The 21,813-nt window shown below is 71.6% G+C and carries 20 protein-coding genes and 1 tRNA gene; 3 read left to right on the forward strand and 18 right to left on the reverse strand.

Annotation, left to right across the window (positions count from 1 at the left end; all coding sequences use genetic code 11):
- Window positions 1-7: 7 nt before the first annotated feature.
- Window positions 8-1,861: an ABC transporter ATP-binding protein gene (locus tag ITJ60_RS00730; protein WP_194646358.1), complete on the forward strand. Its 1,854-nt coding sequence runs from the start codon at window positions 8-10 to the stop codon at window positions 1,859-1,861.
- A gap of 19 nt (window positions 1,862-1,880) precedes the next feature.
- On the opposite strand, the gene ITJ60_RS00735 is transcribed toward ITJ60_RS00730, so the two are convergent.
- The 4 genes from ITJ60_RS00735 to ITJ60_RS00750 form a co-directional block, all read right to left on the reverse strand.
- Window positions 1,881-3,350: an NAD-dependent succinate-semialdehyde dehydrogenase gene (locus ITJ60_RS00735; RefSeq protein ID WP_194647046.1), complete on the reverse strand. Its 1,470-nt coding sequence runs from the start codon at window positions 3,348-3,350 to the stop codon at window positions 1,881-1,883.
- Between the two features lie 62 nt (window positions 3,351-3,412).
- Window positions 3,413-4,033 carry an isochorismatase family protein gene (locus ITJ60_RS00740; protein ID WP_131845653.1) on the reverse strand — a complete coding sequence of 207 codons (621 nt, stop codon included), beginning with the start codon at window positions 4,031-4,033 and terminating at the stop codon, window positions 3,413-3,415.
- Between the two features lie 23 nt (window positions 4,034-4,056).
- Window positions 4,057-5,565, reverse strand: coding sequence for a D-alanyl-D-alanine carboxypeptidase/D-alanyl-D-alanine-endopeptidase (gene dacB, locus ITJ60_RS00745; protein ID WP_228509668.1), 1,509 nt, complete (start codon window positions 5,563-5,565; stop codon window positions 4,057-4,059).
- A gap of 73 nt (window positions 5,566-5,638) precedes the next feature.
- Window positions 5,639-6,634, reverse strand: a complete 996-nt coding sequence (locus ITJ60_RS00750; RefSeq protein WP_194646359.1) for a Gfo/Idh/MocA family protein — start codon at window positions 6,632-6,634, stop codon at window positions 5,639-5,641.
- A 129-nt stretch (window positions 6,635-6,763) separates the two neighbouring features.
- Here ITJ60_RS00750 and ITJ60_RS00755 point away from each other — a divergent pair, with 129 nt between their 5' ends.
- Window positions 6,764-8,431 (forward strand): HAD family acid phosphatase, encoded by a 1,668-nt coding sequence (locus tag ITJ60_RS00755; RefSeq protein ID WP_194646360.1) that lies wholly within the window; start codon window positions 6,764-6,766, stop codon window positions 8,429-8,431.
- Between the two features lie 15 nt (window positions 8,432-8,446).
- Here ITJ60_RS00755 and ITJ60_RS00760 read toward each other — a convergent pair whose 3' ends face one another.
- From ITJ60_RS00760 to ITJ60_RS00815, 12 genes are all read right to left on the reverse strand, one after another.
- Window positions 8,447-8,887 carry a BLUF domain-containing protein gene (locus ITJ60_RS00760; protein ID WP_123338900.1) on the reverse strand — a complete coding sequence of 147 codons (441 nt, stop codon included), beginning with the start codon at window positions 8,885-8,887 and terminating at the stop codon, window positions 8,447-8,449.
- A gap of 113 nt (window positions 8,888-9,000) precedes the next feature.
- On the reverse strand, window positions 9,001-9,807 hold the full coding sequence (locus ITJ60_RS00765; RefSeq protein WP_194646361.1) for a glycoside hydrolase family 16 protein: 807 nt from the start codon (window positions 9,805-9,807) through the stop codon (window positions 9,001-9,003).
- 194 nt (window positions 9,808-10,001) lie between these two features.
- Window positions 10,002-10,074, reverse strand: a tRNA-Thr gene (locus ITJ60_RS00770).
- Between the two features lie 46 nt (window positions 10,075-10,120).
- Window positions 10,121-10,756 (reverse strand): TetR/AcrR family transcriptional regulator, encoded by a 636-nt coding sequence (locus tag ITJ60_RS00775; protein ID WP_159573162.1) that lies wholly within the window; start codon window positions 10,754-10,756, stop codon window positions 10,121-10,123.
- Between the two features lie 48 nt (window positions 10,757-10,804).
- Window positions 10,805-11,947 (reverse strand): DNA polymerase III subunit delta', encoded by a 1,143-nt coding sequence (locus ITJ60_RS00780; RefSeq protein ID WP_194646362.1) that lies wholly within the window; start codon window positions 11,945-11,947, stop codon window positions 10,805-10,807.
- Between the two features lie 61 nt (window positions 11,948-12,008).
- Window positions 12,009-12,644: a dTMP kinase gene (gene tmk, locus ITJ60_RS00785; RefSeq protein ID WP_159573160.1), complete on the reverse strand. Its 636-nt coding sequence runs from the start codon at window positions 12,642-12,644 to the stop codon at window positions 12,009-12,011.
- A complete protein-coding gene (gene topA, locus ITJ60_RS00790; RefSeq protein ID WP_194646363.1) occupies window positions 12,641-15,448 on the reverse strand; it encodes a type I DNA topoisomerase in 2,808 nt (935 codons plus the stop codon). Before topA ends, tmk begins: the two co-directional genes overlap by 4 nt.
- Window positions 15,424-15,873 (reverse strand): hypothetical protein, encoded by a 450-nt coding sequence (locus ITJ60_RS00795; protein ID WP_194646364.1) that lies wholly within the window; start codon window positions 15,871-15,873, stop codon window positions 15,424-15,426. The genes topA and ITJ60_RS00795 overlap by 25 nt, the downstream gene beginning before the upstream one ends.
- A gap of 16 nt (window positions 15,874-15,889) precedes the next feature.
- Window positions 15,890-16,252 (reverse strand): TadE family type IV pilus minor pilin, encoded by a 363-nt coding sequence (locus ITJ60_RS00800; protein WP_194646365.1) that lies wholly within the window; start codon window positions 16,250-16,252, stop codon window positions 15,890-15,892.
- Window positions 16,236-16,448: a DUF4244 domain-containing protein gene (locus ITJ60_RS00805; protein ID WP_159573157.1), complete on the reverse strand. Its 213-nt coding sequence runs from the start codon at window positions 16,446-16,448 to the stop codon at window positions 16,236-16,238. The genes ITJ60_RS00800 and ITJ60_RS00805 overlap by 17 nt, the downstream gene beginning before the upstream one ends.
- Before the next feature lie 84 nt (window positions 16,449-16,532).
- Window positions 16,533-17,333 (reverse strand): type II secretion system F family protein, encoded by an 801-nt coding sequence (locus tag ITJ60_RS00810; RefSeq protein WP_194646366.1) that lies wholly within the window; start codon window positions 17,331-17,333, stop codon window positions 16,533-16,535.
- A gap of 59 nt (window positions 17,334-17,392) precedes the next feature.
- Window positions 17,393-18,469 carry a TadA family conjugal transfer-associated ATPase gene (locus ITJ60_RS00815; protein WP_228509669.1) on the reverse strand — a complete coding sequence of 359 codons (1,077 nt, stop codon included), beginning with the start codon at window positions 18,467-18,469 and terminating at the stop codon, window positions 17,393-17,395.
- 681 nt (window positions 18,470-19,150) lie between these two features.
- Here ITJ60_RS00815 and acs point away from each other — a divergent pair.
- Complete coding sequence (gene acs / locus ITJ60_RS00820; protein ID WP_194646367.1) at window positions 19,151-21,112, forward strand: acetate--CoA ligase; 1,962 nt, start codon at window positions 19,151-19,153, stop codon at window positions 21,110-21,112.
- Window positions 21,113-21,181: 69 nt separating this feature from the next.
- Here acs and ITJ60_RS00825 read toward each other — a convergent pair whose 3' ends face one another.
- Entirely contained in the window at window positions 21,182-21,643 is a 462-nt protein-coding gene (locus tag ITJ60_RS00825; protein ID WP_123338890.1) for a RidA family protein, read from the reverse strand.
- The gene (locus tag ITJ60_RS00830; RefSeq protein ID WP_017888699.1) at window positions 21,640-21,798 is read right to left on the reverse strand and encodes a DUF4177 domain-containing protein; all 159 of its coding nucleotides are present in this window, start codon (window positions 21,796-21,798) and stop codon (window positions 21,640-21,642) included. Before ITJ60_RS00830 ends, ITJ60_RS00825 begins: the two co-directional genes overlap by 4 nt.
- Window positions 21,799-21,813: the final 15 nt, after the last annotated feature.

The following is a 21,813-nucleotide window of genomic DNA, read 5'->3' on the forward strand; positions in this document are numbered from 1 at the left end:
GAACACGATGAGTCTCCCCTTCGCGCGCCCCAAGAAGACCGACGGCCCCCGCGCCACCTTCGGCCGCCTGTTGTCCTACCTGTTCGAGAACAAGCCGGCGATGGTCGTCATCATCGTGCTGAGCATCCTCGGCGCCGGGGCGTCGCTCGCGCAGCCGCTGCTCGTCAACCAGGTCGTCACGGCGGTGCAGCAGGGCAACACGCTCAGCACGCTCGTCTGGCTGCTCGTCGGGCTCGTCCTGGTCGCCGGCGTCCTGAACGGTGTGCAGCACTTCCTGCTGCAGCGTGCGGGCGAGGGCGTCGTGCTCTCCACGCGCCGCAAGCTCATCGCCCGCATCCTCAACCTGCCGATCTCGGAGTTCGACACCCGTCGCACCGGCGACCTGGTGTCCCGCGTCGGCAGCGACACCACGCTCCTGCGCGCCGTCCTGACCCAGGGCCTGATCGAGTCGATCGGCGGCGCCCTGACCTTCATCGGCGCGATCATCGCGATGGCGATCATCGACCCGCTGCTGCTCGTGATCGTGGTCGTCATCGTCCTGGTCGCGATCGTGGTCGTCGGCGGACTGAGCCGGCGCATCCGGGTCGCGTCGAAGCGTGCGCAGGAGAAGGTCGGCGACCTGACCGCGGCCGTCGAGCGCGGCATCGGCGCCGTCCGCACCATCCGCGCGGCCGGTGCCACCGAGCGCGAGGTGCACGAGGTCGACGGACACGCGACCGAGGCCTACCAGCGCGGCCTCGACATCGCGAAGATGTCCGCGTTCGTCGTGCCGGTCGCGAGCATCGTCATGCAGGTGGCGTTCATCGCCGTGCTCGGCGTCGGCGGGGCCCAGGTCGCCGCGGGCACCATCACCATCGCCACGCTCATCACGTTCATCCTGCTGCTCTTCATGATGATCATGCCGCTCGGCCAGGCGATGGGCGCCGCCGTCGCGGTCGCCCAGGCGCTCGGTGCGCTCGGCCGGATCGAGGAGATCCTGCACCTGCCGACCGAGGCGCAGGACGACGCCGCTGCGCGCCCCGCCGCCGCGGTCGCCTCCGACGACGCCATCACGTTCGAGCACGTCACGTTCCGGTACGCGGCTGCAGCGGATGCGTCCGGTCCGGACGGCGCCGTCGCGTCCGGCGCGGTGGATCGACCGGGAGGCCCGGATCGGCTCGCCGACGAGCGTCCGGCCGACGACGTGGTGCTCCACGACGTGTCGTTCCGTGTTCCCCGCGGCTCGCGGGTCGCACTCGTGGGCCCGTCGGGTGCTGGCAAGTCGACGACCCTCGCCCTGATCGAGCGGTTCTACGACCCCACCGACGGCGTCATCCGGCTCGGTGGCATCGACGTCCGGGGCATGGACCGCCAGGAGCTCCGCGCCCAGATCGGCTACGTCGAGCAGGACGCCCCGGTGCTCGCCGGCACCATCCGAGCGAACCTGCTGCTCGGTTCGCCGGACGCGACCGAGGACGACTGCGTCCGCGTGCTCGAGGCGGTCAACCTCGGCGAGGTGCTGCACCGTGACCCGCGTGGGCTCGATGCCCAGGTCGGCGAGGACGGCGTGATGCTCTCCGGCGGCGAGCGTCAGCGGCTGGCCATCGCCCGCGCCCTGCTCGCCGCTCCCCCGATCCTGCTGCTCGACGAGTCGACGTCGTCGCTCGACGGCGTGAACGAGCAGAAGATGCGGCTGGCGATCGACGCCGTCGCCGAGGACCGCACCCTGCTCGTCATCGCGCACCGGCTGTCCACCGTGGTGGACTCCGACGTCATCGTCGTGCTCGAGCACGGCCGGGTCGTCGGCGCCGGCACGCACTCCGAGCTCGTCGAGTCGACGCCGCTCTACCGCGACCTGGCGAAGCACCAGCTGCTGGTCTGAGCCCCGCGGTCGGGCCCGTTCAGGCGGCGAACGGGTCCGGGGTGAGCACGTACACGGTCTCGAGGTACTCCTCGATGCCCTCGTGCGAGCCCTCGCGGCCGAGGCCGGACGACTTCACCCCGCCGAACGGGAACGCTGCGTTCGACACGACGCCGGTGTTCAGCCCGAGCATCCCGGTCTCCAGGCGTTCGGCGAGCCGCTGCCCGCGCGGGAAGTCCGTCGTGAACGCGTAGGCGATGAGCCCGAACTCGGTGTCGTTGGCGAGCCGGATGCCCTCGTCCTCGGTCGCGAAGCGCGTGATCGACACGACCGGTCCGAAGATCTCGGTCGTCAGGATGTCCGAACCCGGCTGCACGTCGTCGAGCACCGTGGGCGCGTAGTAGGTGCCGGGCCGCTCGACGCGGTGTCCGCCGGTGACGAGCCGCGCGCCGCGGGTGACCGCGTCGTCGACGAGTCCGGCAGCCTTGTCCACTGCACGGTCGTCGATGAGCGGCCCCATCGTCGTGCCGTCCTCGGTGCCCCGGCCGATGCGGAGCGCGTCGACCTTCGCAGTGAGGGCGGCCACGAACGCGTCGGCGATGCCGTCCTGCACGAAGAACCGGTTGGCGGCCGTGCAGGCCTCGCCGACGTTCCGGAACTTCGCGAGCATCGCGGCGTCCACCGCGGCGTCGAGGTCGGCGTCGTCGAACACCAGCAAAGGGGCGTTGCCGCCGAGCTCCATGCTCGTCCTGAGCACGTTGTCCGCCGCCTGCTTGAGGAGCGCGGACCCGACCGGCGTCGATCCGGTGAAGGTGAGCTTGCGGAGGCGGCGGTCGGCGATGATCGGCTCGGACAGGCCCTTGGCGTCGAGGGACGGCACCACGTTGAGCACGCCGTCCGGCAGCCCGGCACGGCGGAACAGCTCGACCAGGAACAGCGTGGTCAGCGGCGTGAGCTCCGCAGGCTTCACGACGACCGTGCAGCCGGCCGCCAGTGCGGGGCCGATCTTGCGGGTCGCCATGGCGAGGGGGAAGTTCCACGGGGTGATCGCGTAGACCGGGCCGACCGGACGCTTCAGGACGATCGCGCGTCCGGTGCCCTCGGGGTTGGTGCGGTAGTCGCCGCCGATGCGGACGGCCTCTTCCGAGAACCAGCGGAGGAACTCGCCGCCGTAGACCACCTCGCCGCGGGCCTCGGCCAGGGGCTTGCCCATCTCGAGCGTCATCAGGGCGGCCAGGTCGTCCTCGTGCGCGCGGACCAGGTCGAACGCGCGGCGGAGGACGTCGGAGCGCTGGCGCGGTGCGGTGGCCGCCCACTCCTGCTGCGCGGCGACCGCGGCGTCGAGCGCGGCGATGCCGTCCTCAGGGGTGGCGTCGGCGACCTCGGCCAGCACGTCGCCGGTCGAGGGGTCGCGGACGGCGAACGTCGCGCCGCTCGTCGACGGGCGCCAGGACCCGCCGATGAACAGGCCGGTCGGGACGCCGTGCACGGTGACGTGCTCGTCGCCCACGGTCGTGGTGAGGTCGCCGGTGGTGGTGCTCGTGTCGGTGCTCGTCTCGGTGTTGGTCTCGGTCACAGCTGTGCTCCTCCGGGGTTCGCGAGCCCCTCGTCCATGTCGCTGCGGTCGACGTGCCCGCCGGCCGCTCGGATGTCGTCGAGCGCGCGGGCACTGCGCTCGTCGTCGACGCCGGCCACCAGGTCCTCGTAGACCGCGACGTCGATGCCGGCAGCGCGGGCGTCGAGGGCCGAGGCCCGGACGCAGTGGTCGGTGGCGATGCCGACGATGTCGACGGAGTGCACCCGGTGCTCGGTCAGGATCTCCGGCAACGGCACGCCCGACTCGGTCCGGGCCTGGAACGCCGAGTAGTCCGGCGTGCCCTGGCCCTTGAAGACGTCGACGTCGATCGGCTCGGTGTCGAGCTCCGGGTGGTACTCGGCGCCCGGTGTGCCGGCCACGCAGTGCACGGGCCACGTGTCGACGAAGTCGGGGCCCTCGGGTCCGGCGAAGTGTCCGCCGTTGTCGTCGTCGCCGTGGTGCCAGTCGCGGGATCCGACGATCAGGTCGTACTCCTCGGCGTGCCGGCCGAGGAACGCGCTGATCCGTTCCGCGAGGGCCGCGCCCCCGGTGACACCGAGCGCACCGCCCTCGGTGAAGTCGTTCTGGACGTCGACGATGAGGAGAGCCCGTGCCATGGGCCCATCCAACACCCGGTGACTCAGGAGTCGGTGAGCTTGCTCCCGCACGAGTAGGCCGCCGCGGTCACCGCGTCGAGCGCCGGCAGCGCGGCCGCACGCGAGGACCCGATGGCGTAGAACGCGAAGGTCAGGCGCGATCCGTCCGCGGCGTCGATGTACCCGCCGAGGGTGTTCGCGCTGTCGATCCACCCGGTCTTCGCGTGCACCTTGCCGCGGGCGACGGCGTTCGCGCCGGTGAAGCGGCTGGCGAGGGTGCCGGACTGGCCCGACACGGGCAGGGCGTTCGCGAGGGTGCCGAGACCCTTCGCACCGGCGGCGACCTGCACCATGAGGTGGGCGACGAAGTTCGGCGACACCGCGTTGGCGGCGCTCTCGCCCGAGCCGTCCTTGATGACGATGCCGGCCGGGTCGACGCCGTAGGAGCCGAGCGCCGACTGGTACACCGAGGTCAGCGAGGCCGCCGACCCGTTCGAGCCGGACTCCTTCGACGACACCCGGGCGAGCATCTCGGCGAGGGTGTTGTCCGAGTTCGGGATCATCTGCCCGATCAGCGTCGACACCGGCTGCGACGAGACCGTCGCGATGGTGTTCGTGCTGGTCGTGGCGCGCTTGACGATCTGTGCCGACCCGGCCCCGGCGACCCCGGCGTTCGCCAGTGCCGTCCGGAACGCGGTGCCCGCACGGCCGACCGGGTCCTCGGACCGGGGCGAGGTCGCCGCGGCCGGGTTCGCCCGGTCACCGTCGACCATGAGCGCCGTGACCTTCGGCTGGTATCCGATGGTGCGCTCGGACACCGGCCACGTGGGGTCCCACGCGTCGGCGTCGCTCCAGTACGTGTCATCGGTCACGATGGTGGTGACGGGGGTGTTGCCGACCTTCGCCTTGACCTGCTGGGCGAGCTGCGCGAGCGTCGGGGCCCCCGGGTAGACCGTGCCGTTGCCGGCGGACAGCGTGGCGTCGCCGTGCCCGACCAGCGCGATGGTCCCGCCGGACTCCTGTGTGACGGTGGTCGGGATGCGGTGGTCGCCGCCGAGCACCGCGAGCGCCGTCGCCGTCGTCAGGGTCTTCATGACGCTGCCGGTCTGGGCGGCCTTGTCGCCGTCCTTCGAGAACAGGACCTCGCCGGTCTTCGCGTCCATGACGTACCCCTCGAACGCGCCGAGACCGCTCGCCGACGCCGCACCGGCGATCGAGCAGGTGCGCAGCGCGGACGGGCCGGCCGGGTCCTTCGGCACGGCGCGGGCGTCCGGGGTGGGTGTCGGCGTGCTCGTCGGTCGCTTCGTGGTGGCGGTCGACCGGCTCGGGGTCGAGGTCGCGCGCGACGTGGTCGCCGGCGCGGCCGTCGTGCCCGTGTCCGGTGTCATCGCGGCGGCGACCGCGACGGCCCCGCCCGAACCGATCACGAGCAGGGCTGCGAGCCCACCGGCGATCCAGGGCACCGGGCGGCGCACGGCGGAGGCGCGCGCGGCTGCGACGGCGGCGCGGACACGCTCCGGTACGGAAGGCGGGGTGGGCTGCTGCTCGGACATCGTGACCGATCCTACGGAACTGCGGCAGGAGCCTCCAGGCCGGATCGTCCCGATGTGGACGACGCGACCCGGATCAGGGCGCTGTTGAGGGGTCGTCCGCCGGGTAGTGCACGCCGACCTGGCGGCGGGCCTCGTCCATGACGGCCATGATCGCGACCGACTGTTCGGCGTCCATCGGACCGCCCTCGTGCACGCCGGACGTGACCATCGCCTCGAACGCGCGCGCCTCGTGGCCGTAGCCGGCGAGCTCCTCGCGCGCGTCGAACTCCTCGACCACGACACCGTCGCGGTCGCGGATCCGCCAGGTCGTCGGGGTGTACCAGGTCGAGTCGACGTCGATGCGCCCCGCTTCCCCGATGACCGAGGCGGTGTTCGGACTGCGCACGTCCATCCCGAAGTGGATCACCGACTGCGCACCGCCGTCGTGCGTCAGGACGATGCCCATCTGCGTGTCGACGCCCTGCTCGCTCAGCGTGCCGGCCGCGACGAGCGAGGTGGGCACCCCCAGCACGTCGACGGCGAAGGACACCGGGTACACGCCCAGGTCCAGCAGGGCTCCACCGCCGAGGGCCGGATCGCGCAGCCGGTGCGACGGGTCGGTGGGCAGGGCCTGGTGGTGCGTCGCCTCGACGAGCACCGGCCGGCCGATGCGCCCCTCGGCCAGGACCTCGCGGATCATCGCCATCTGCGGCAGGAACCGAGTCCACATCGCCTCGGTCACCGCGACACCGGCTCGACGGGCGGCATCGACCACGGTCCGTGCCTCGGCCGCCGTCATCGTGAAGGCCTTCTCGACGAGGACGTGCTTGCCGGCGCGGATCGCGAGCAGGGCGTCCTCGGCGTGCCGGACGTGCGGGGTCGCGACGTACACGGCGTCGACCGTGTCGTCGGCGACGAGGTCCTGGTAGGAGCCGTGCGCCCGTGGGATGCCGAACTCCGCCGCGAACGCCTCGGCACCGTCGCGGGTGCGGCTGCCGACCGCCGTGAACTCGATGCCCGCGGCGACGCAGTCGCCGACGAAGGACCGGGCGATGCCGCCCGTGCCGATGACTCCCCAGCGAACCGTCATGGGGCCATGTCTACCAGGACTGGCCGCAGCACTTTGGTATGGACTCCACGGGTGATTGCCAGCTAACGTGCTGCGAGATCCCCCATCCGGGGGTCACTCCTCCCCGAGTCGAAGGTGTGCAGGTCCTCCATGCGCCGTTCCGTCCTCTCCGTCGTCGCCACCAGCGCCGCGATCGTCCTCACGTCCACCCTCGTCGGCGGTCCGGCCAGCGCACACGGGTGGGGCGACCCAGGACACGGACCGGGGCACTCGGCCGACGCCGGCCTTACGCCGCGGACGCACTTCACGATGACTGCCGACGGCACGTCCGGTGCGACGCAGGGCGGCGAGGGCATCCCGAACATCGACTCCGTCAAGAAGACCATCGCCACCTACTACGGCGACCCCGGCACGGGCCTGGCGAACCGGACCGACTCCCCCTACATCCGCGAGATGCGATCGATCGTCGCCCGCCAGGGAGCGTCGCTGCAGCGCATCCACGACCGTGCCGTCCGGCACGGCGAGAAGCCCGCGATCGTCCTCGACGCCGACGACACCACCCTGTGGACGTACGACATGGAGGTCGCGGACATGCACTTCGTCTTCGACCCCGCACGGCAGGACGAGTGGGTGCAGGACGAACGCTTCGCCGCCACCCCGTCCATGGTCAGCTTCGTCAACCGCGCCGCCGCGATGGGCTTCACCGTCTTCGGACTGACCGGCCGGAACGACGACCAGAAGACCGCGACCGTGCAGAACCTGTCGAAGGTCGGCTACACCGCCTTCACCGAGGACCACTTCTTCACGAAGTGGACCGGCAAGGGCGCCTCGCAGCAACCGTCGTACGTGACCTGCGCCGCCGCGAGCTGCACGACCGTCGAGTACAAGGCCCTGACCCGCAAGCACATCGAGCAGGACCTCGGCTACGACATCGCGCTGAACATCGGCGACCAGTGGAGCGACCTGCAGGGCGGGTACGCCGAGCGGTCCCTCAAGCTGCCGAACCCCACCTACTACCTACCCTCGGCCGACCTGCCCGGCGTCTCCGAGCCCCGGCTGTCCCCACGGACGCAGTTCACGATGGCGGCCGACGGCTCCTCCGGTGCGACGCAGTCCGGTGAGGGCATCCCGAACATCGACTCCGTCAAGAAGACCATCGCCACGTACTACGGCGACCCCGGCACCGGCCTGGCGAACCGCACCGACTCCCCGTACATCCGCGAGATGCGGTCCCTCGTCCGGCGGCAGGCCCCCGTCGTCGCCGCCCAGTGCGCCGTCGGCCGCAAGCTGCACCGCAACCCCGCGATCGTGCTCGACGCCGACGACACCACCCTGTGGACGTACGACATGGAGGTCGCGGACATGCACTTCGTCTTCGACCCCGCGCTGCAGGACGAGTGGGTGCAGGACGAACGGTTCCCCGCGACCCCGTCGATGACCTCGCTCGTGTCGATCGCACAGCGTTCCGGCTGCACGGTCATCGGGCTGACCGGCCGGAACGCCGATCAGGAGAACGCCACCATCGACAACCTGCAGCGCGTCGGCTACCCGCAGTTCTCGGCGACGACGCGCGGCACCGAGACGTACTACACGAAGTGGACCGGGGTCGGGGCGTCGCAGCAGCCGTCGTACATCACCTGCGCCACGGCGAAGTGCACCACCGTCGAGTACAAGTCGCAGACCCGGGCGCACATCGAGTCACGATCGGGCGGCCGGTACGACGTGGTCGCGAACTTCGGCGACCAGTACAGCGACCTGCTCGGGGGCTCGGCGGACCGCAGCGTCAAGCTGCCGAACCCGACGTACTACCTGCCCTGAGGCCGGCGCTCGCCCTCAGCGGCGGTGCTTGCCGAGCGCCGCGTCCGGCGCCGCCAGCGGGTGGTTGCGGAACCACCGCAGCAGGGCGCGGGCCTTGCTCGTGTCCGCACTGCTGTCGCCGTCGACCAGGAACGCGTCGAACCCGTCCGGCAGCGGCGTCTCCGCGTCGCGGTCGAACGCCATCGTCCACTCGCCGAAGCGCGGCGTGTGGATGCGCTCCTCGACGAGCAGGCCGACGTCGGTGTGGCGAGGGTCGTCGATGATGCGCTGGTAGGTCTCGAGCACGGCGTCCTCCGGGCCCTCCAACAGCTGCATGAAGCGGCCGTCCTTGTAGACGAGCAGACCGGACAGGCCGGACGCGGCGTTGCGTGACCTGGCGTGCTCGAGCAGCGCGTCCAGCCGTTCCTGGTCGAAGGGCTCGTCAGCGGCACTCATGTAGAGGAGGGACAACAGCATGACGACCTGACGACCTTTCGACGCGCGGAGTGGGCTCGGTCTCGATCGTGGCCGATGGACGTCGCTTCCGGGAATCCCCAGAACGGGGAAGAACGTGCGGTGATCCGCACTCGTCACCGGGGGTCGTACGTGCGGACCCAGTCGATCTCGAGGTGGCCCGGGTCACCCCAGTTGCCGACCTGGAACATGTAGCGGTGCGGGGACGACGGGACGTTCCGGGCGACCGTGTACACCAGCTCGCCGTCGAGGTAGTAGTTGACCGCTCGGCCCGGGATCCACTCCATCGTGTACGTGTGCCACGAGCTCCAGGACACGCGGGTGTTGTAGTGGTCGAACCGCTTCTCGTGACCGGGGACCATCGAGTGGTGGAACACGCGGGGCGTGCTGTCGAAGTTGCCCTCGGGGAAGTTGACCTCGCCGTCGCCCCAGTCGTCCGACGTCGGCCACAGCATGACCGCGACGCCGTTGTCGGCGCCGCCGGTCGCGCGCGCTCGGATGCTGAACGTCCCGCCCACGTGGGACCAGGCATCCTCCGGGGTGCCGAAGGTGCCAGCCGCACCGTGCTCGCCGTCCAGGGCGACGTCCATGTACCCGTCGTGCGCGCTGATCTGCGAACCCGACCAGTACCGCCCACCGGTGCCGTCCGGGTACGGCTGCCACGACTGCGCGTACGTCGCAGCGAACGGCCCGTCCGCCGCCGCCGGTGTGTCGAATTCGACGGAGAAGGTCGGCACCCGGCCGATCGTCGGGTCGGGGCGGACAGCGGGGCCGTCCGCCCGCAGTGGCGTCGCGTTCGTCTGCTGCCCCTGGGACGCAGCGGCTGCCGACGAGCGGCTGGATTCGGGAACTGCGGCGGCGCTCACGGCGAGTGCCGCTGCCGCCGCACCCACGAGGACGATCATCGTCACACGGGTGAGCACGGTGCCTCCATCGATCGTCCGCCGGAGGAGGCTGGGCGATGTGGTTCTTGCGTCGCAGGGACCCCCGCGACGTCGTCACGCTATCCCGGGCCCCGTGCCCCTGTCTGTCCTGCGGCCGAAGCGTGCGGCTTCACGCCAACAGAAAAATCCCCGGTCAGGACCTGATGCAGATCCGTGACCGGGGATGTGTGCTGAGCCGCCTGTCGGAATCGAACCGACGACCTATTCATTACGAGTGAATCGCTCTACCGACTGAGCTAAGGCGGCGCGCTCGCTCCGAACCCGGAGCGGCACGATCAATGACTATACAGGCTCAGACGAGCGAACGCGAAACGAGCACGCCGAGCTCGGCGAAGGACCTGCGGAGCTCGTCGACCAGGTGCGAACCGGCCTCGGACCCGGACCACTCCCACCATGCGTGCCGGAGCGCACCGAGCGCCACGATCGACGCCAGGCGCGCCCGACGGCGGAGCGCATCGGGGTCCGCAGCGAGCTCGGGGTCCTCGCGCTCGAGCCGCCGGGTGACCGCCGCCTGGATCTCGGCCTGGAACTCCTTCATCGACTCCATGCGCCGGCTGAACAGCTCGGGGTTCGCCCGGAGCACCTGCTGCCGTTCCTCGATGAGTCCACGTTCCTCGATGAGCTCCTGCGTCGAGTGCACGAGCAGTGCACCGAGGTCCGACAGCAGGTCGCCGTCCGGTCCGCCGTCGACGAACTCCTGCAGCGCGGCGTCGTCGGGCAGCTCCGGGTCGTCCCCGAGGATCGCCTGTTCCTTGCTCGGGAAGTAGTTGAAGAACGTGCGGGGTGAGACGTCGGCTCGACGCGAGATCTCGTCCACGGTGACCGCTCCGAGGCCGTCCTCGATCGCGATGCGGAGCGCCGCCGCCTGGATGGCGCGGCGGGTGGCGCGGCGTTTCCGTTCGCGCAGGCCGGGTTCAGCGTCGGGCATGCCGTGATTGTCCCATGCCCCACTCGCCGCGGGGAGAGTCCGTCACGGTCAGTGCCGGACGCGGGCGATCGTGACGAGCAGCGCCTCGAGCGCGAGCAACGCCGCCACGTTCGCGGCGATCCGCTGCCGGGCGAGGGCGATCGCGTCGAGCACCTCGAGCGCCGCGGCCGGCGTGACCGACTGCAGGGCTTGGTCGAGGTGGTCGCGCATCGCCAGGTTGACGGGTTCCGCCGGGGCACCGAGACCGAGCAGGAGCAGGTCGCGGTACAGCGAGGACACGTCGACCAGGATGCGGTCGAGACCGTCGCGCAGGCTGCGGGTTGCACGGCGCTTCTGGTCGTCCTCGAGCAGCCGGAGCTGCGAGCGGAGGGCCGGCGGGATCGTGCCGCCGGGTTCGATGCCGAGCGATCGCAGTGCTGCGTCGCGCTCCTCGGAGTCGCGCTGCTGCGTGATGGCCTTGGCGTCTTCGTCGGCGACGGCGAGCAGGTCGGCAGCGGCCATCACGGCGTCACCGACGCTCCGGACGCCGAGCACGGTCGTCAGGGTGCGGCGGCGACGATCGCGGGCGTCCGCACTCGTCGCCAGGCGCTGCGCCATGCCGATGTGGCTCTGTGCCTGCCGCGCTGCGTCCATCGCGAGGGCACGGTCGATGCCGGTGCGGGCGACGAGCAGGTCGGCGACGGACTCGATGCCGGGGACCCGGAGGCGGACAGAGCGGACGCGCGACCGGATGGTGGGCAGCAGGTCCGCTTCACTCGGGGCGCAGAGGATCCAGACCGTGCGCTCCGGAGGTTCTTCCAGTGCCTTGAGCAGCAGGTTCGAGGTGCGTTCCGTCATGCGGTCGGCGTCCTCGATGATGACGATGCGGTACCGCCCGACCGAGGGTGAGTAGTACGACGACGTCACGAGCTGCCGGATCTCGTCGATGGTGATGATCACGCGCTGCGTCGTCAGGACCGACACGTCGGGGTGGGTCTTCGCGGTGATCTGCTGCAGGGTGTGGTCGTCGTCGGGACCGTTGCCCACGAGGGCCGCCGCGAACGCCGTCGCCACGTTCGACCGTCCGGACCCGGGGGGACCCGTGATCAGCCACGAGTGCGTCATGCCGCCGGTGCCGTCGGTCGACTCCGCGGCGTTCCGGAGGGAGGCGACTGCTTCTTCCTGCCCGGTCAGGCCGTCCCACACGCTCACGGGACCATCCTGTCAGCGACCACCGTCACGCGGGCGACCACCGTCACGCGGGCGTCCACGGTCATGCCGGGTCGATCGCGACGAGTGGAGCGACCGCGGCACGGATCGCACGCTGCACGTCCTCGGTGGAGCCGCCGGCGTCGACCACCAGGAAGCGGTCGGGTTCGGCCGCCGCCATGTCCAGGAACGCTCGTCGCACCGACTCGTGGAACGCCTCGGCCTCGGACTCCAGGCGGTCGAACGTGTCACCACGGGCCGCGGCGACCCGGGCGCGTCCGACCGTCACGTCGAGGTCGAGCAGGATCGTCAGGTCCGGCGCCAGGCCGTCCGCCGCCCACTCCGACACCGAGCGGATGTGCTCGGAGCCCAGACCGCGCGCGACGCCCTGGTAGGCGACCGACGAGTCGATGTACCGGTCCTGCAGCACGACCTCGTCACGGGCGATCGCGGGACGGACCACCGTCTCGACGTGGTGTGCCCGGTCTGCCGCGTACAACAGCGCCTCGGCGCGGGGCGACACGTGTCCGCGCTCGTGCAGCACGATCTCACGGATCCGGAGCCCCAGGTCGGTGCCGCCGGGCTCGCGGGTGCGCAGGACCGTGCGGCCGTGCTCGACGAGCCACGCCGAGAGCAGCTCGGCCTGGGTCGTCTTGCCCGCGCCGTCGCCGCCCTCGAGCGTGATGAACCGTCCGGTCACTTCTTCTTCGCCGGTGCCCGTCGGGCCGGCGTCTTCTTCTTGACGGGGCCCTTGGCGCGCTTGTCCGCGATGAGCTGGACCGCACGGGCGTGGTCGACCGCTTCGACGTCCTCGCCCTTCGGGATCGTCGCGTTCGTCTCGCCGTCGGTGACGTAGGGGCCGAACCGGCCGTCCTTCATCTTGATCGGCTTGCCGGACACGGGGTCCGCCTCGAACTCCTTGAGCGCGGAGCTCGCGGCACGGTTGCCGCCGTACTTCGGCTGCGAGAAGATCTCGAGCGCACCGGGGAGGTCGATGTCGAAGATCGCGTCCTCGCCCGGGAGCGTCCGGGTGTCCGTCCCCTTCTTCAGGTACGGGCCGTAGCGACCGTTCTGCGCGGTGATGTCGTTGCCGGTCTCCGGGTCCTGTCCGACCACTCGGGGCAGGTCGAGGAGCTTCAGCGCGGTCTCGAGGTCGACGGTCGCCGGGTCCATCGACTTGAAGAGCGAGGCGGTCCGTTCCTTGGGCGCCGCGGCCTTCTTCGTCGTCTTCTTCGCCGGGGCCTTCTTCGCCGGGGCCTTCTTGCCGGTCGTCGTCTCGGCGGGGGCCTCGGCCGCTGCGGGCTCCGGGGCGGCGGCTGCGGCGTCGACGACCTCGCCGGTCTTCGGGTCGACGGTGGGCTCGGGCTCCGGGGTGCGCTCCGTGACGTAGGGGCCGAAGCGGCCGTCCTTCGCCAGGACCTCCTTGCCCGTGTCCGGGTTGATGCCCACGACGCGGTCGCCGATGACGGGGGCGTCGACGAGTTCCTTGGCCTTCTCGACGGTCAGCTCGTCGGGTGCCAGGTCCTCGGGGACGTTGACGCGACGCGGCTTCTCCGGGTCGTCGCTCGGCACCTCGATGTAGGGGCCGTAGCGACCGATCCGCAGGGTGAGGCCCGGTGCGAGCTCGACCGAGTTGATCTCACGCGCGTCGATCTCGCCGAGGTTGTCGATGACGGTCCGCAGGCCACGCTGGTCGTCGTCGCCGCCACCGAAGTAGAAGCCCTTGAGCCAGTCGACCCGGTCGGCGTCGCCGCGGGCGATCCGGTCGAGGTCCTCTTCCATCTCGGCGGTGAAGTCGTACTCCACCAGTTCGCCGAAGTACTCCTCGAGCAGCCGGACCACGCTGAACGCGATCCAGTTCGGCACGAGCTGGGTGCCGCGCAGGGACACGTAGCCGCGGTCGATGATCGTCGGGCTGATCGTCGGGTAGGTCGACGGACGCCCGATCCCGAGCTCTTCCAGCGTCTTGATGAGGCTGGCCTCGGTGAAGCGCGGCGGCGGCGTCGTGTCGTGCCCCTTCGCCAGCACGTCGTGCACCTCGAGGTGCTCGCCCTGCTTGACGTCGGGCAGCGCGACGTCCTGACCGGCACGCTCGCTCGACTCGTGGCGGTCCTCGTCGCGGCCTTCTTCGTAGGCGCTGAGGAACCCGCGGAAGGTGATGACGGTGCCGGACGCGGTGAACTCGGCGTCCGTGCCGTTCGCGGTCGACGTGATGCCCTCGACCGACTCGGTCGATGCGATGCCGAGCACGATCGATGCGGTCGACCCCTTGGCGTCCGCCATCTGGGAGGCGACGGTGCGCTTCCAGATGAGGTCGTAGAGCCGCCACTCGACACCGGTGAGCGTGCCCTGGAGCTCCTGCGGGGTGCGGAAGGTGTCGCCCGAGGGACGGATCGCCTCGTGCGCCTCTTGCGCGTTCTTGCTCTTGCTCGCGTACAGACGGGGCTTGTCCGGCACGGTCGCGGCGCCGTACAGGTCGGCCGCCTGCTTGCGGGCCGCGTCGATCGCCTGCTTCGAGAGCGAGACCGAGTCGGTACGGATGTAGGTGATGTACCCGTTCTCGTACAGCGTCTGCGCCGCACGCGCCGTCTGCCGCGGCGACAGACGCAGCTTGCGCGCTGCCTCCTGCTGCAGGGTCGACGTGGTGAACGGTGCCGCCGGACGGCGGGTGTACGGCTTCGAGTCGACGCTGCGGACGGTGGCGTCCCCGGCGCGCTCGAGCACGGTGGTCAGCGAGGCGGCTGCGGCCTCGTCCAGACGCACGACGTCACCGCTGAGCGCACCGCGGTCGTCGAAGTCGCGCCCCGAGGCGACGCGGGTGCCCTGGATCCGGGCGAGTCGCGCCGAGAAGGAGGACTCCCCCGCCTTCTCGAACCGAGCGGAGAGGTCCCAGTAGTTGGCCGAGACGAAGGCGAGACGCTCGCGTTCGCGGTCGACCACGAGCCGGGTCGCGGCGGACTGCACGCGACCGGCGGAGAGGCCGGGAGCGACCTTGCGCCACAGGACCGGCGAGACCTCGTACCCGTAGAGGCGGTCGAGGATGCGGCGGGTCTCCTGCGCGTCGACGAGGGCGGTGTCGAGCTCACGGGTGGCCTCCTGCGCACGCTGGATCGCCTCCTTCGTGATCTCGTGGAAGACCATCCGCTTGACGGGGACCTTCGGCTTGAGGACCTGGAGCAGGTGCCAGGCGATCGCTTCACCCTCGCGGTCTTCATCTGTTGCGAGGTAGAGCTCGTCGGCATCCTTGAGCGCACGCTTGAGCTCGGCAACCGTCTTTTTCTTGGCGTCGGACACGACGTAGTACGGCTCGAAGCCGTTGTCGACGTCCACCGAGAACTTGCCGAGGGAGCCCTTCTTGAGCTCGGCCGGCAGGTTCTTGGGCTCGACGAGGTCGCGGATGTGTCCGACCGAGGCCTGGACTTCGTATCCGTCACCGAGGTATTGCGCGATCGTCTTCGCCTTCGCAGGGCTCTCGACGATCACGAGCTTCTTCGTGCCTGGCACGTGTCTCCTTGATCCGTGGTGCTGGTCGGCCCTGGACACGAGCGTGTCCGGGTCGCCCGGGACATCGGTGACCGGTGGCCGACAGGCACACCATACACACCGTGGTCGGGGTGGTCGTCCGCCGGACCGGCGACCGCGGATGCGCCGACGGCGAACGGTCCGGAGCCGACGACCACCCGCACCCGGGCCGTTGCGGCAGCGAGGTCGCAGGCCACGAGGGTCGAGCCGTTCGCCCGTGCGACCCGCTCGGCGACGTCGCACGGCGACCCCGTCAGGAGTCCGATGGACGTCGCAGCGGCCGAGGTCGCGGCGGCGTCAGCGGCGTCCCCCGCCCGGACCGCCTGCGTGCGGTGTCCGGCGGCGGCGAGCGCCGACGACGCGGCGAGCACCCCGACGCCGAGGACGGCGGCGACGAGCACGGTCACCGAACCGCGCTCGGGGTCAGCGTCCCCCGGCCGCAGCACACGCCGTCGCCCGGAGCGGCAGCGCCGAGAACGGACCGGTGCCGCCGCGCGTGGCGTCGACGCAGACCAGGTCGTCGGTACGCCGGATCGTGACGGAGGATCCCGGCGCGATCTGCTCGGCGGCGGCGAGTCCGACGGCGTCGTCCCCACGCCCGACGCCCCGCGCAGCCGCCGCGGCGGCCGACTGGAGGCGTCCCTGTCCGTCGACGACCAGCACGGCCGCGACGAGCAGGGTGAGGACGAGCGCGACGGCGGGCAGCACGACCGCGAACTCGACCGTGACCGATCCCCGGTCGGAGCCCCGGTCGGAGCGCCGCTCGTGGTCACAGCGAGAGGGCACCGCGGACGAGCTCGGTGAGGATGGTCTGCACCTCGCCCGAGCGCATGACGGCGACGAGCACGCCGGCGAACGCCACGGCGGCGAGGATGACGACCGCGTACTCGGCGGTCGCGGACCCCTGGTCGTCCTGTGCGACGGCGCGGAGCCGCTCGACGACGCGGTTGGCCCGACGGATTCGGTTCGAGGTGGTGCTCATGGGTTCGTCCCTTCTGTTGCGGTCATCCCAGCGTGGCGCGTGGCGACCGGGCGATCAGGGCCTCGATCGGCATCTGTGGAGAGGTCATCGCGCACCGACGACGGTGGAGGAGAGGACGCCGACCACGACGGGGACCACCCCGACGAGCACGAACGCGGGCAGGATGCAGACACCGAGCGGCAGCACCAGTCGGACGGCCAGGCGCTCGGCCGCGGTGAGGCCTGCGGCAGCAGCGTCGTCACGGACGTCCTCGGCGGCGCGGCGCAGTAGTCCCGCCGCGGGCACGCCCGCTCGCCTGGCCAGGTCGAGGACCTCGCGGAGGCGGACCACGTCGGCAGCCGGCGGGACGATCCCGTCGGCGGCACGACGGACCGCCTCGCCGGCGTCGATCCACGAACCGCCGCCCGCGACGGCCACCGCCCAGGCGTCGAGGACGATTCCGGGCACGCGTCCGTCCGGCGTCGCCGACCGGACGAGCCGCGCGGTCCAGGCACGCCCGGACAGGACGAGCACGGCCGCGAGCGCCGAGCAGACCCAGCCGAGCGGTGAGCTCGTGAGGACCTGCACCGCTCCGGAGCCCCACGCAGCCCCGAGTCCGAGGCCGAACATTGGCAGCGCCAGGACGACGCGGGCGCTGGTGCGCGGGCCGGCGAGGGCGACCCGGATCGCCCGGTCCGACGCTGCCGATCGGCGGAGCGCTCCGGCGAGGGCCCCGAGCGTCTCGGCGACGGGGGCGCCGGTCCGGTCCGCGACCCGCAGGACGACGGCGATGTCCGCGGACGCGGGAGCGGTCCCTGCGGGGAGCCGGCCGACGAGTTCCCAGGCCCGCGGCGGCGGGACCCCGGCGGCGACGAGCGTCGCGACCCGGTCGAGGGTGCCGGCCACGCGCGCCGGGTCGAACCGCACAGGACGCCGGGCCCGACGCCCCAGGAGCGACCCCGTGCTCACGGTGCTCCGTCCACCGGGCGCACCACGAGCCTCCCGTCCGACCCGACGTGGAACGCGCCCACCGCGACGAGCCGTCGTCCGCCTGCCCGACGCTCGACGTGGAGCACCAGGTCGAACGCGCTGACCGCTTGTCGGGCCAGCGCCTCGACGCCGAGCCCGGCGAGGGCGCCGAGCGCCTCGAGCCGAGCGGCGACGTCCGCGACACCGTTGGCGTGCACGGTGCCGGCGCCCCCGTCGTGGCCCGTGTTCAGCGCGGACACGAGCTCGCGGACCTCGGCACCGCGGCACTCCCCCACGACGATCCGGTCCGGGCGCATCCGCAGGGCTTCACGCACGAGCCGGTCGAGGCCGAGCGCGCCGACGCCCTCGGCGTTCGCCTGCCGCGCTTCGAGTGCGACCACGTGCGGATGGGCGATGCGCAGCTCGGCGACGTCCTCGACCGTGACGATCCGCTCGTCGGCCGGGACGGCGCCGAGCATCGCGGCGAGCAGGGTGGTCTTGCCGCTGCCGGTTGCGCCGGTGACGAGGACGTTGCGGCGCCGGTGCACGACGTCCTCGACGACGGAACGCGGCACGTGCTCGAAGGTGCCGGCGCGCTCGAGCGCGGCGAGGGTCGGCCGGGCGGGGTGTGGGAGCCGGATCGAGATCGCCGTGCCGCCCACCGATACCGGGGCGAGCACGACGTGCACCCGGATCCCGTCGCCGTGCCGGACGTCGGCGCACGGCGTGGTCTCGTCGACGTGGCGTCCGCCGAGCGCCACCAGGCGCGTGGCGAGCTCGCGGGTGCGCGCCTCGGTCAGGCGCGGCGCGGCGGTTTCGAGTCCGCCGCCACGGTCGATCCAGGTGCCGACGCCGCCGACGACCAGGACGTCGGTGACGCGGGCGTCCGTCACGAGCCCGGCGAGTTCCTCGAACTCGACGACACCGTGCGTCCGGCGCCGAAGGGCGGCAGCGGCAGCCCCCGGCGGACGAGCCCCCGGCGGAAGAGCCCCCGCCCCGGGCAGGGGCGGCCCAGCCCCCGGCAGGAAGGGCCCGGACCCGGGCAGGGACGGCGTGGCACGGTGACGGCGCATGACGCCAGAGCGTAGGAGGAGAGCCGTTTTCGGCATCCGGTGCCACAACCAGCCTGTGGAGAGGTAAGCGCCGATGGCACCAACGGACCGATTTGTCCCCCGAAACGGAAAGCCGTACCCCACTCAGTGAGGAGTACCCGACACGGCGCGACGGCAGACCACACGAGCAGGTCCCGTCGATCGCGGGCGCCGAGACGGAGTAGCAATTGCTACGAGCCTGCCGACCGTTCCATGCGTGAGCATGTACCGGTCTGTCCACTCGACCGGCGTCCCCGTGCGGATCGCCGCCGATCGTCGGCGGTCAGCGAGCGCTGAACGCTCGAGCCGGACCCCGGGCAAAAGAAGAGGCGGCACCGGTTGGGGGGAACTGGTGCCGCCTGGACACCGAAGGATTGGGGGGAATCCGATTCGGTGCCGCCGGAAACGAGTCCAGCAGGAACTACTGTACCCCACGATCCGCCCCTCGGGGCAACCCCCGACACGACCGCCGGGCGTGCCGCCGCGACCGGGACGGCCGACCCCGCCCGACGTGCCGCCGCGACGAGGACACCGCCGGCCCCACCGTCGCGGCCCGGCTGGCCCGCACCCGGGCCGCCGCTGGTCACGGAACCACGCAGCGCACCGGCCGAGGGGTAGTCTCCGTGGCGCACCCTGAGGACGCAACGACGCGAAAGGACATCGATGTCCACTCCGACCCAGACCGACCACCGCGAGGACGACGGCGCCACCTTCCCGCCGACACCCGAGTTCGTCGCCGACGCCGTCGCGCACGAGGACCTGCACGAGGCCGCCGCCGCCGACCGCGAGGCCTTCTGGGCCGAGCAGTCCCGCAGCCTGCTCGACTGGCGCACCCCGTTCACGCAGACCCTCGACTGGTCCGGCGCCCCGTTCGCGAAGTGGTTCGCCGACGGCACGCTCAACGTGGCCGAGAACTGCCTCGACCGGCACGTCCGGGCGGGCAACGGCGACCGGGTGGCGATCCACTTCGAGGGCGCACCCGGCGACACCCGCCGCATCACCTACGCCGAGCTCACCGCCGACGTGCAGCGCGCCGCGAACATGCTCACCGACCTCGGTGTCGGGCAGGGCGACCGCGTCGTCGTCTACCTGCCGCTCATCCCCGAGGCCGTCGTGACGATGCTCGCCGTCGCCCGCATCGGCGCCGTGCACTCCGTCGTGTTCGGCGGGTTCAGCGCCGAGAGTCTCCGTGCGCGCATCGAGGACGCCGGCGCGAAGCTCGTCGTCACGGCCGACGGCGGTTGGCGGCGCGGCGCGGTCTCCGCGCTCAAGCCCGCGGTCGACGAGGCACTCGAGGGCGAGGGCACCGAGAGCGTCGAGCACGTCCTGGTCGTCAAGCGCGGCGGCAACGAGATCGCCTGGAACGACCGCGACCTGTGGTGGCACGACGAACTGGCGAAGGCGGACGCCACCCACGAGCCGCAGGCGTTCCCCGCCGAGACCCCGCTCTTCATCCTGTACACCTCGGGCACGACCGGGAAGCCGAAGGGGATCGTGCACACCTCCGGCGGGTACCTGACCCAGGCCGCGTACACGCACAAGAACGTGTTCGACATGCACCCGGAGAAGGACGTCTACTGGTGCACCGCCGACATCGGCTGGATCACCGGGCACTCGTACGTCGTCTACGGCCCCCTGGCGAACGGCGTGACGCAGGTGCTCTACGAGGGCACGCCCGACGAGCCGAAGCTCGGCCGCTGGTGGGACATCGTCGACTCCTACGGCGTCACCGTCCTGTACACCGCGCCGACGGCGGTCCGTGCGGCGATGAAGGCCGGCCGTGAGATCCCCGAGGCCCGCAGTCTCGAGACCCTCCGTCTGCTCGGCAGCGTCGGCGAACCGATCAACCCCGAGGCGTGGAACTGGTACCGCCAGGTCATCGGCCACGACCGCACGCCCATCGTCGACACGTGGTGGCAGACCGAGACCGGCGCGATCATGATCTCCGCCCTGCCCGGCGTCACGAAGCTCAAGCCCGGTGCCGCGCAGACGCCGCTGCCCGGCATCGTCGCCGAGATCGTCGACGACGACGGCAACCGCGCCGATCCCGGCGAGAGCGGCTACCTCACGATCACGGAACCGTGGCCGTCGATGGCGCGCGGCATCTGGGGCGACCCGGACCGCTTCGTCGAGACGTACTGGTCGCGGTTCCCCGGCCGGTACTTCGCCGGCGACGGTGCACGGCTCGACGGCCAGGGCGACATCTGGATCCAGGGCCGCGTCGACGACGTCATGAACGTCTCGGGCCACCGCCTGTCGACGGCCGAGATCGAGTCCGCACTGGTCGGGCACGAGGGCGTCGCCGAGGCCGCCGTCGTCGGGGCCGCCGACGAGACGACCGGACAGGCGGTCGTCGCGTACGTCATCCTGACCGCCGAAGCCGCCGCCGACGTCGACCGCGAATCGGCGTCGACCGAACTCCGCAACTGGGTGGGCAAGCGCATCGGTGCGATCGCGAAGCCCCGCCAGGTGGTCATCGTCCCCGAGCTGCCGAAGACGCGCTCCGGCAAGATCATGCGGCGCCTGCTCCGCGACGCGGCCGAGGGCCGCCGCATCGGCGACACGACGACGCTGGCCGACCCGACGATCATGGCGACCATCGCGGAACTCATGGAGTCCCGGTAACGGAAGCAGGGCCTCCCGTCCGTCTCGGACTGGAGGCCCTGCTCACGTTCGTTCCGTCGGTCGCTGCCGTCAGGCGGTGAGCTCCACCACCAGCTCGACCTCGACAGGAGCGTCCAGCGGGAGCACCGCCACACCCACCGCGCTGCGCGCGTGGACGCCAGCGTCGCCGAAGACCTCGCCGACCAGCGTGGAGGCGCCGTTCGCGACCCCGGGCTGGCCCGTGAAGGACGGCTCCGACGCGACGAACACGGTGACCTTGACGACCCGGGCGACGCGGTCGAGCGAGCCGGCGACCGACTCGACGGCGGCGAGGGCGTTGAGGGCTGCCACACGGGCCTGCGCGGTGGCGGTCTCGGCGTCGACCGACGCCCCGACCTTGCCAGTGACGGGCAGTGCGCCGTCGACGAACGGCAGCTGGCCGGCCGTGTAGACGTACTGGCCGGTGACGACCGCGGGGACGTACGCCGCGACGGGTGCGGCGACCGGCGGGAGGGTCAGCCCCAGCTCGGCGAGGCGGTCCGCGATGCTCATGCGTCGGCCTTCGGGCGCTTGAGGTACGCGACGAGCCCACCCTCGGGGCCGGTGACGATCTGGACCAGCTCCCAGCCCTCGTCCCCGTAGTTGTTGAGGATGGCGGTGGTGTTGTGGATCATCAGGGGCGTGGTGAAGTACTCCCAGCGAGTCATGCGGTTCCTTGCCAG

The organism is Curtobacterium sp. VKM Ac-2884, assembly GCF_015350945.1.
In the GTDB taxonomy this organism is placed as follows: domain Bacteria; phylum Actinomycetota; class Actinomycetes; order Actinomycetales; family Microbacteriaceae; genus Curtobacterium.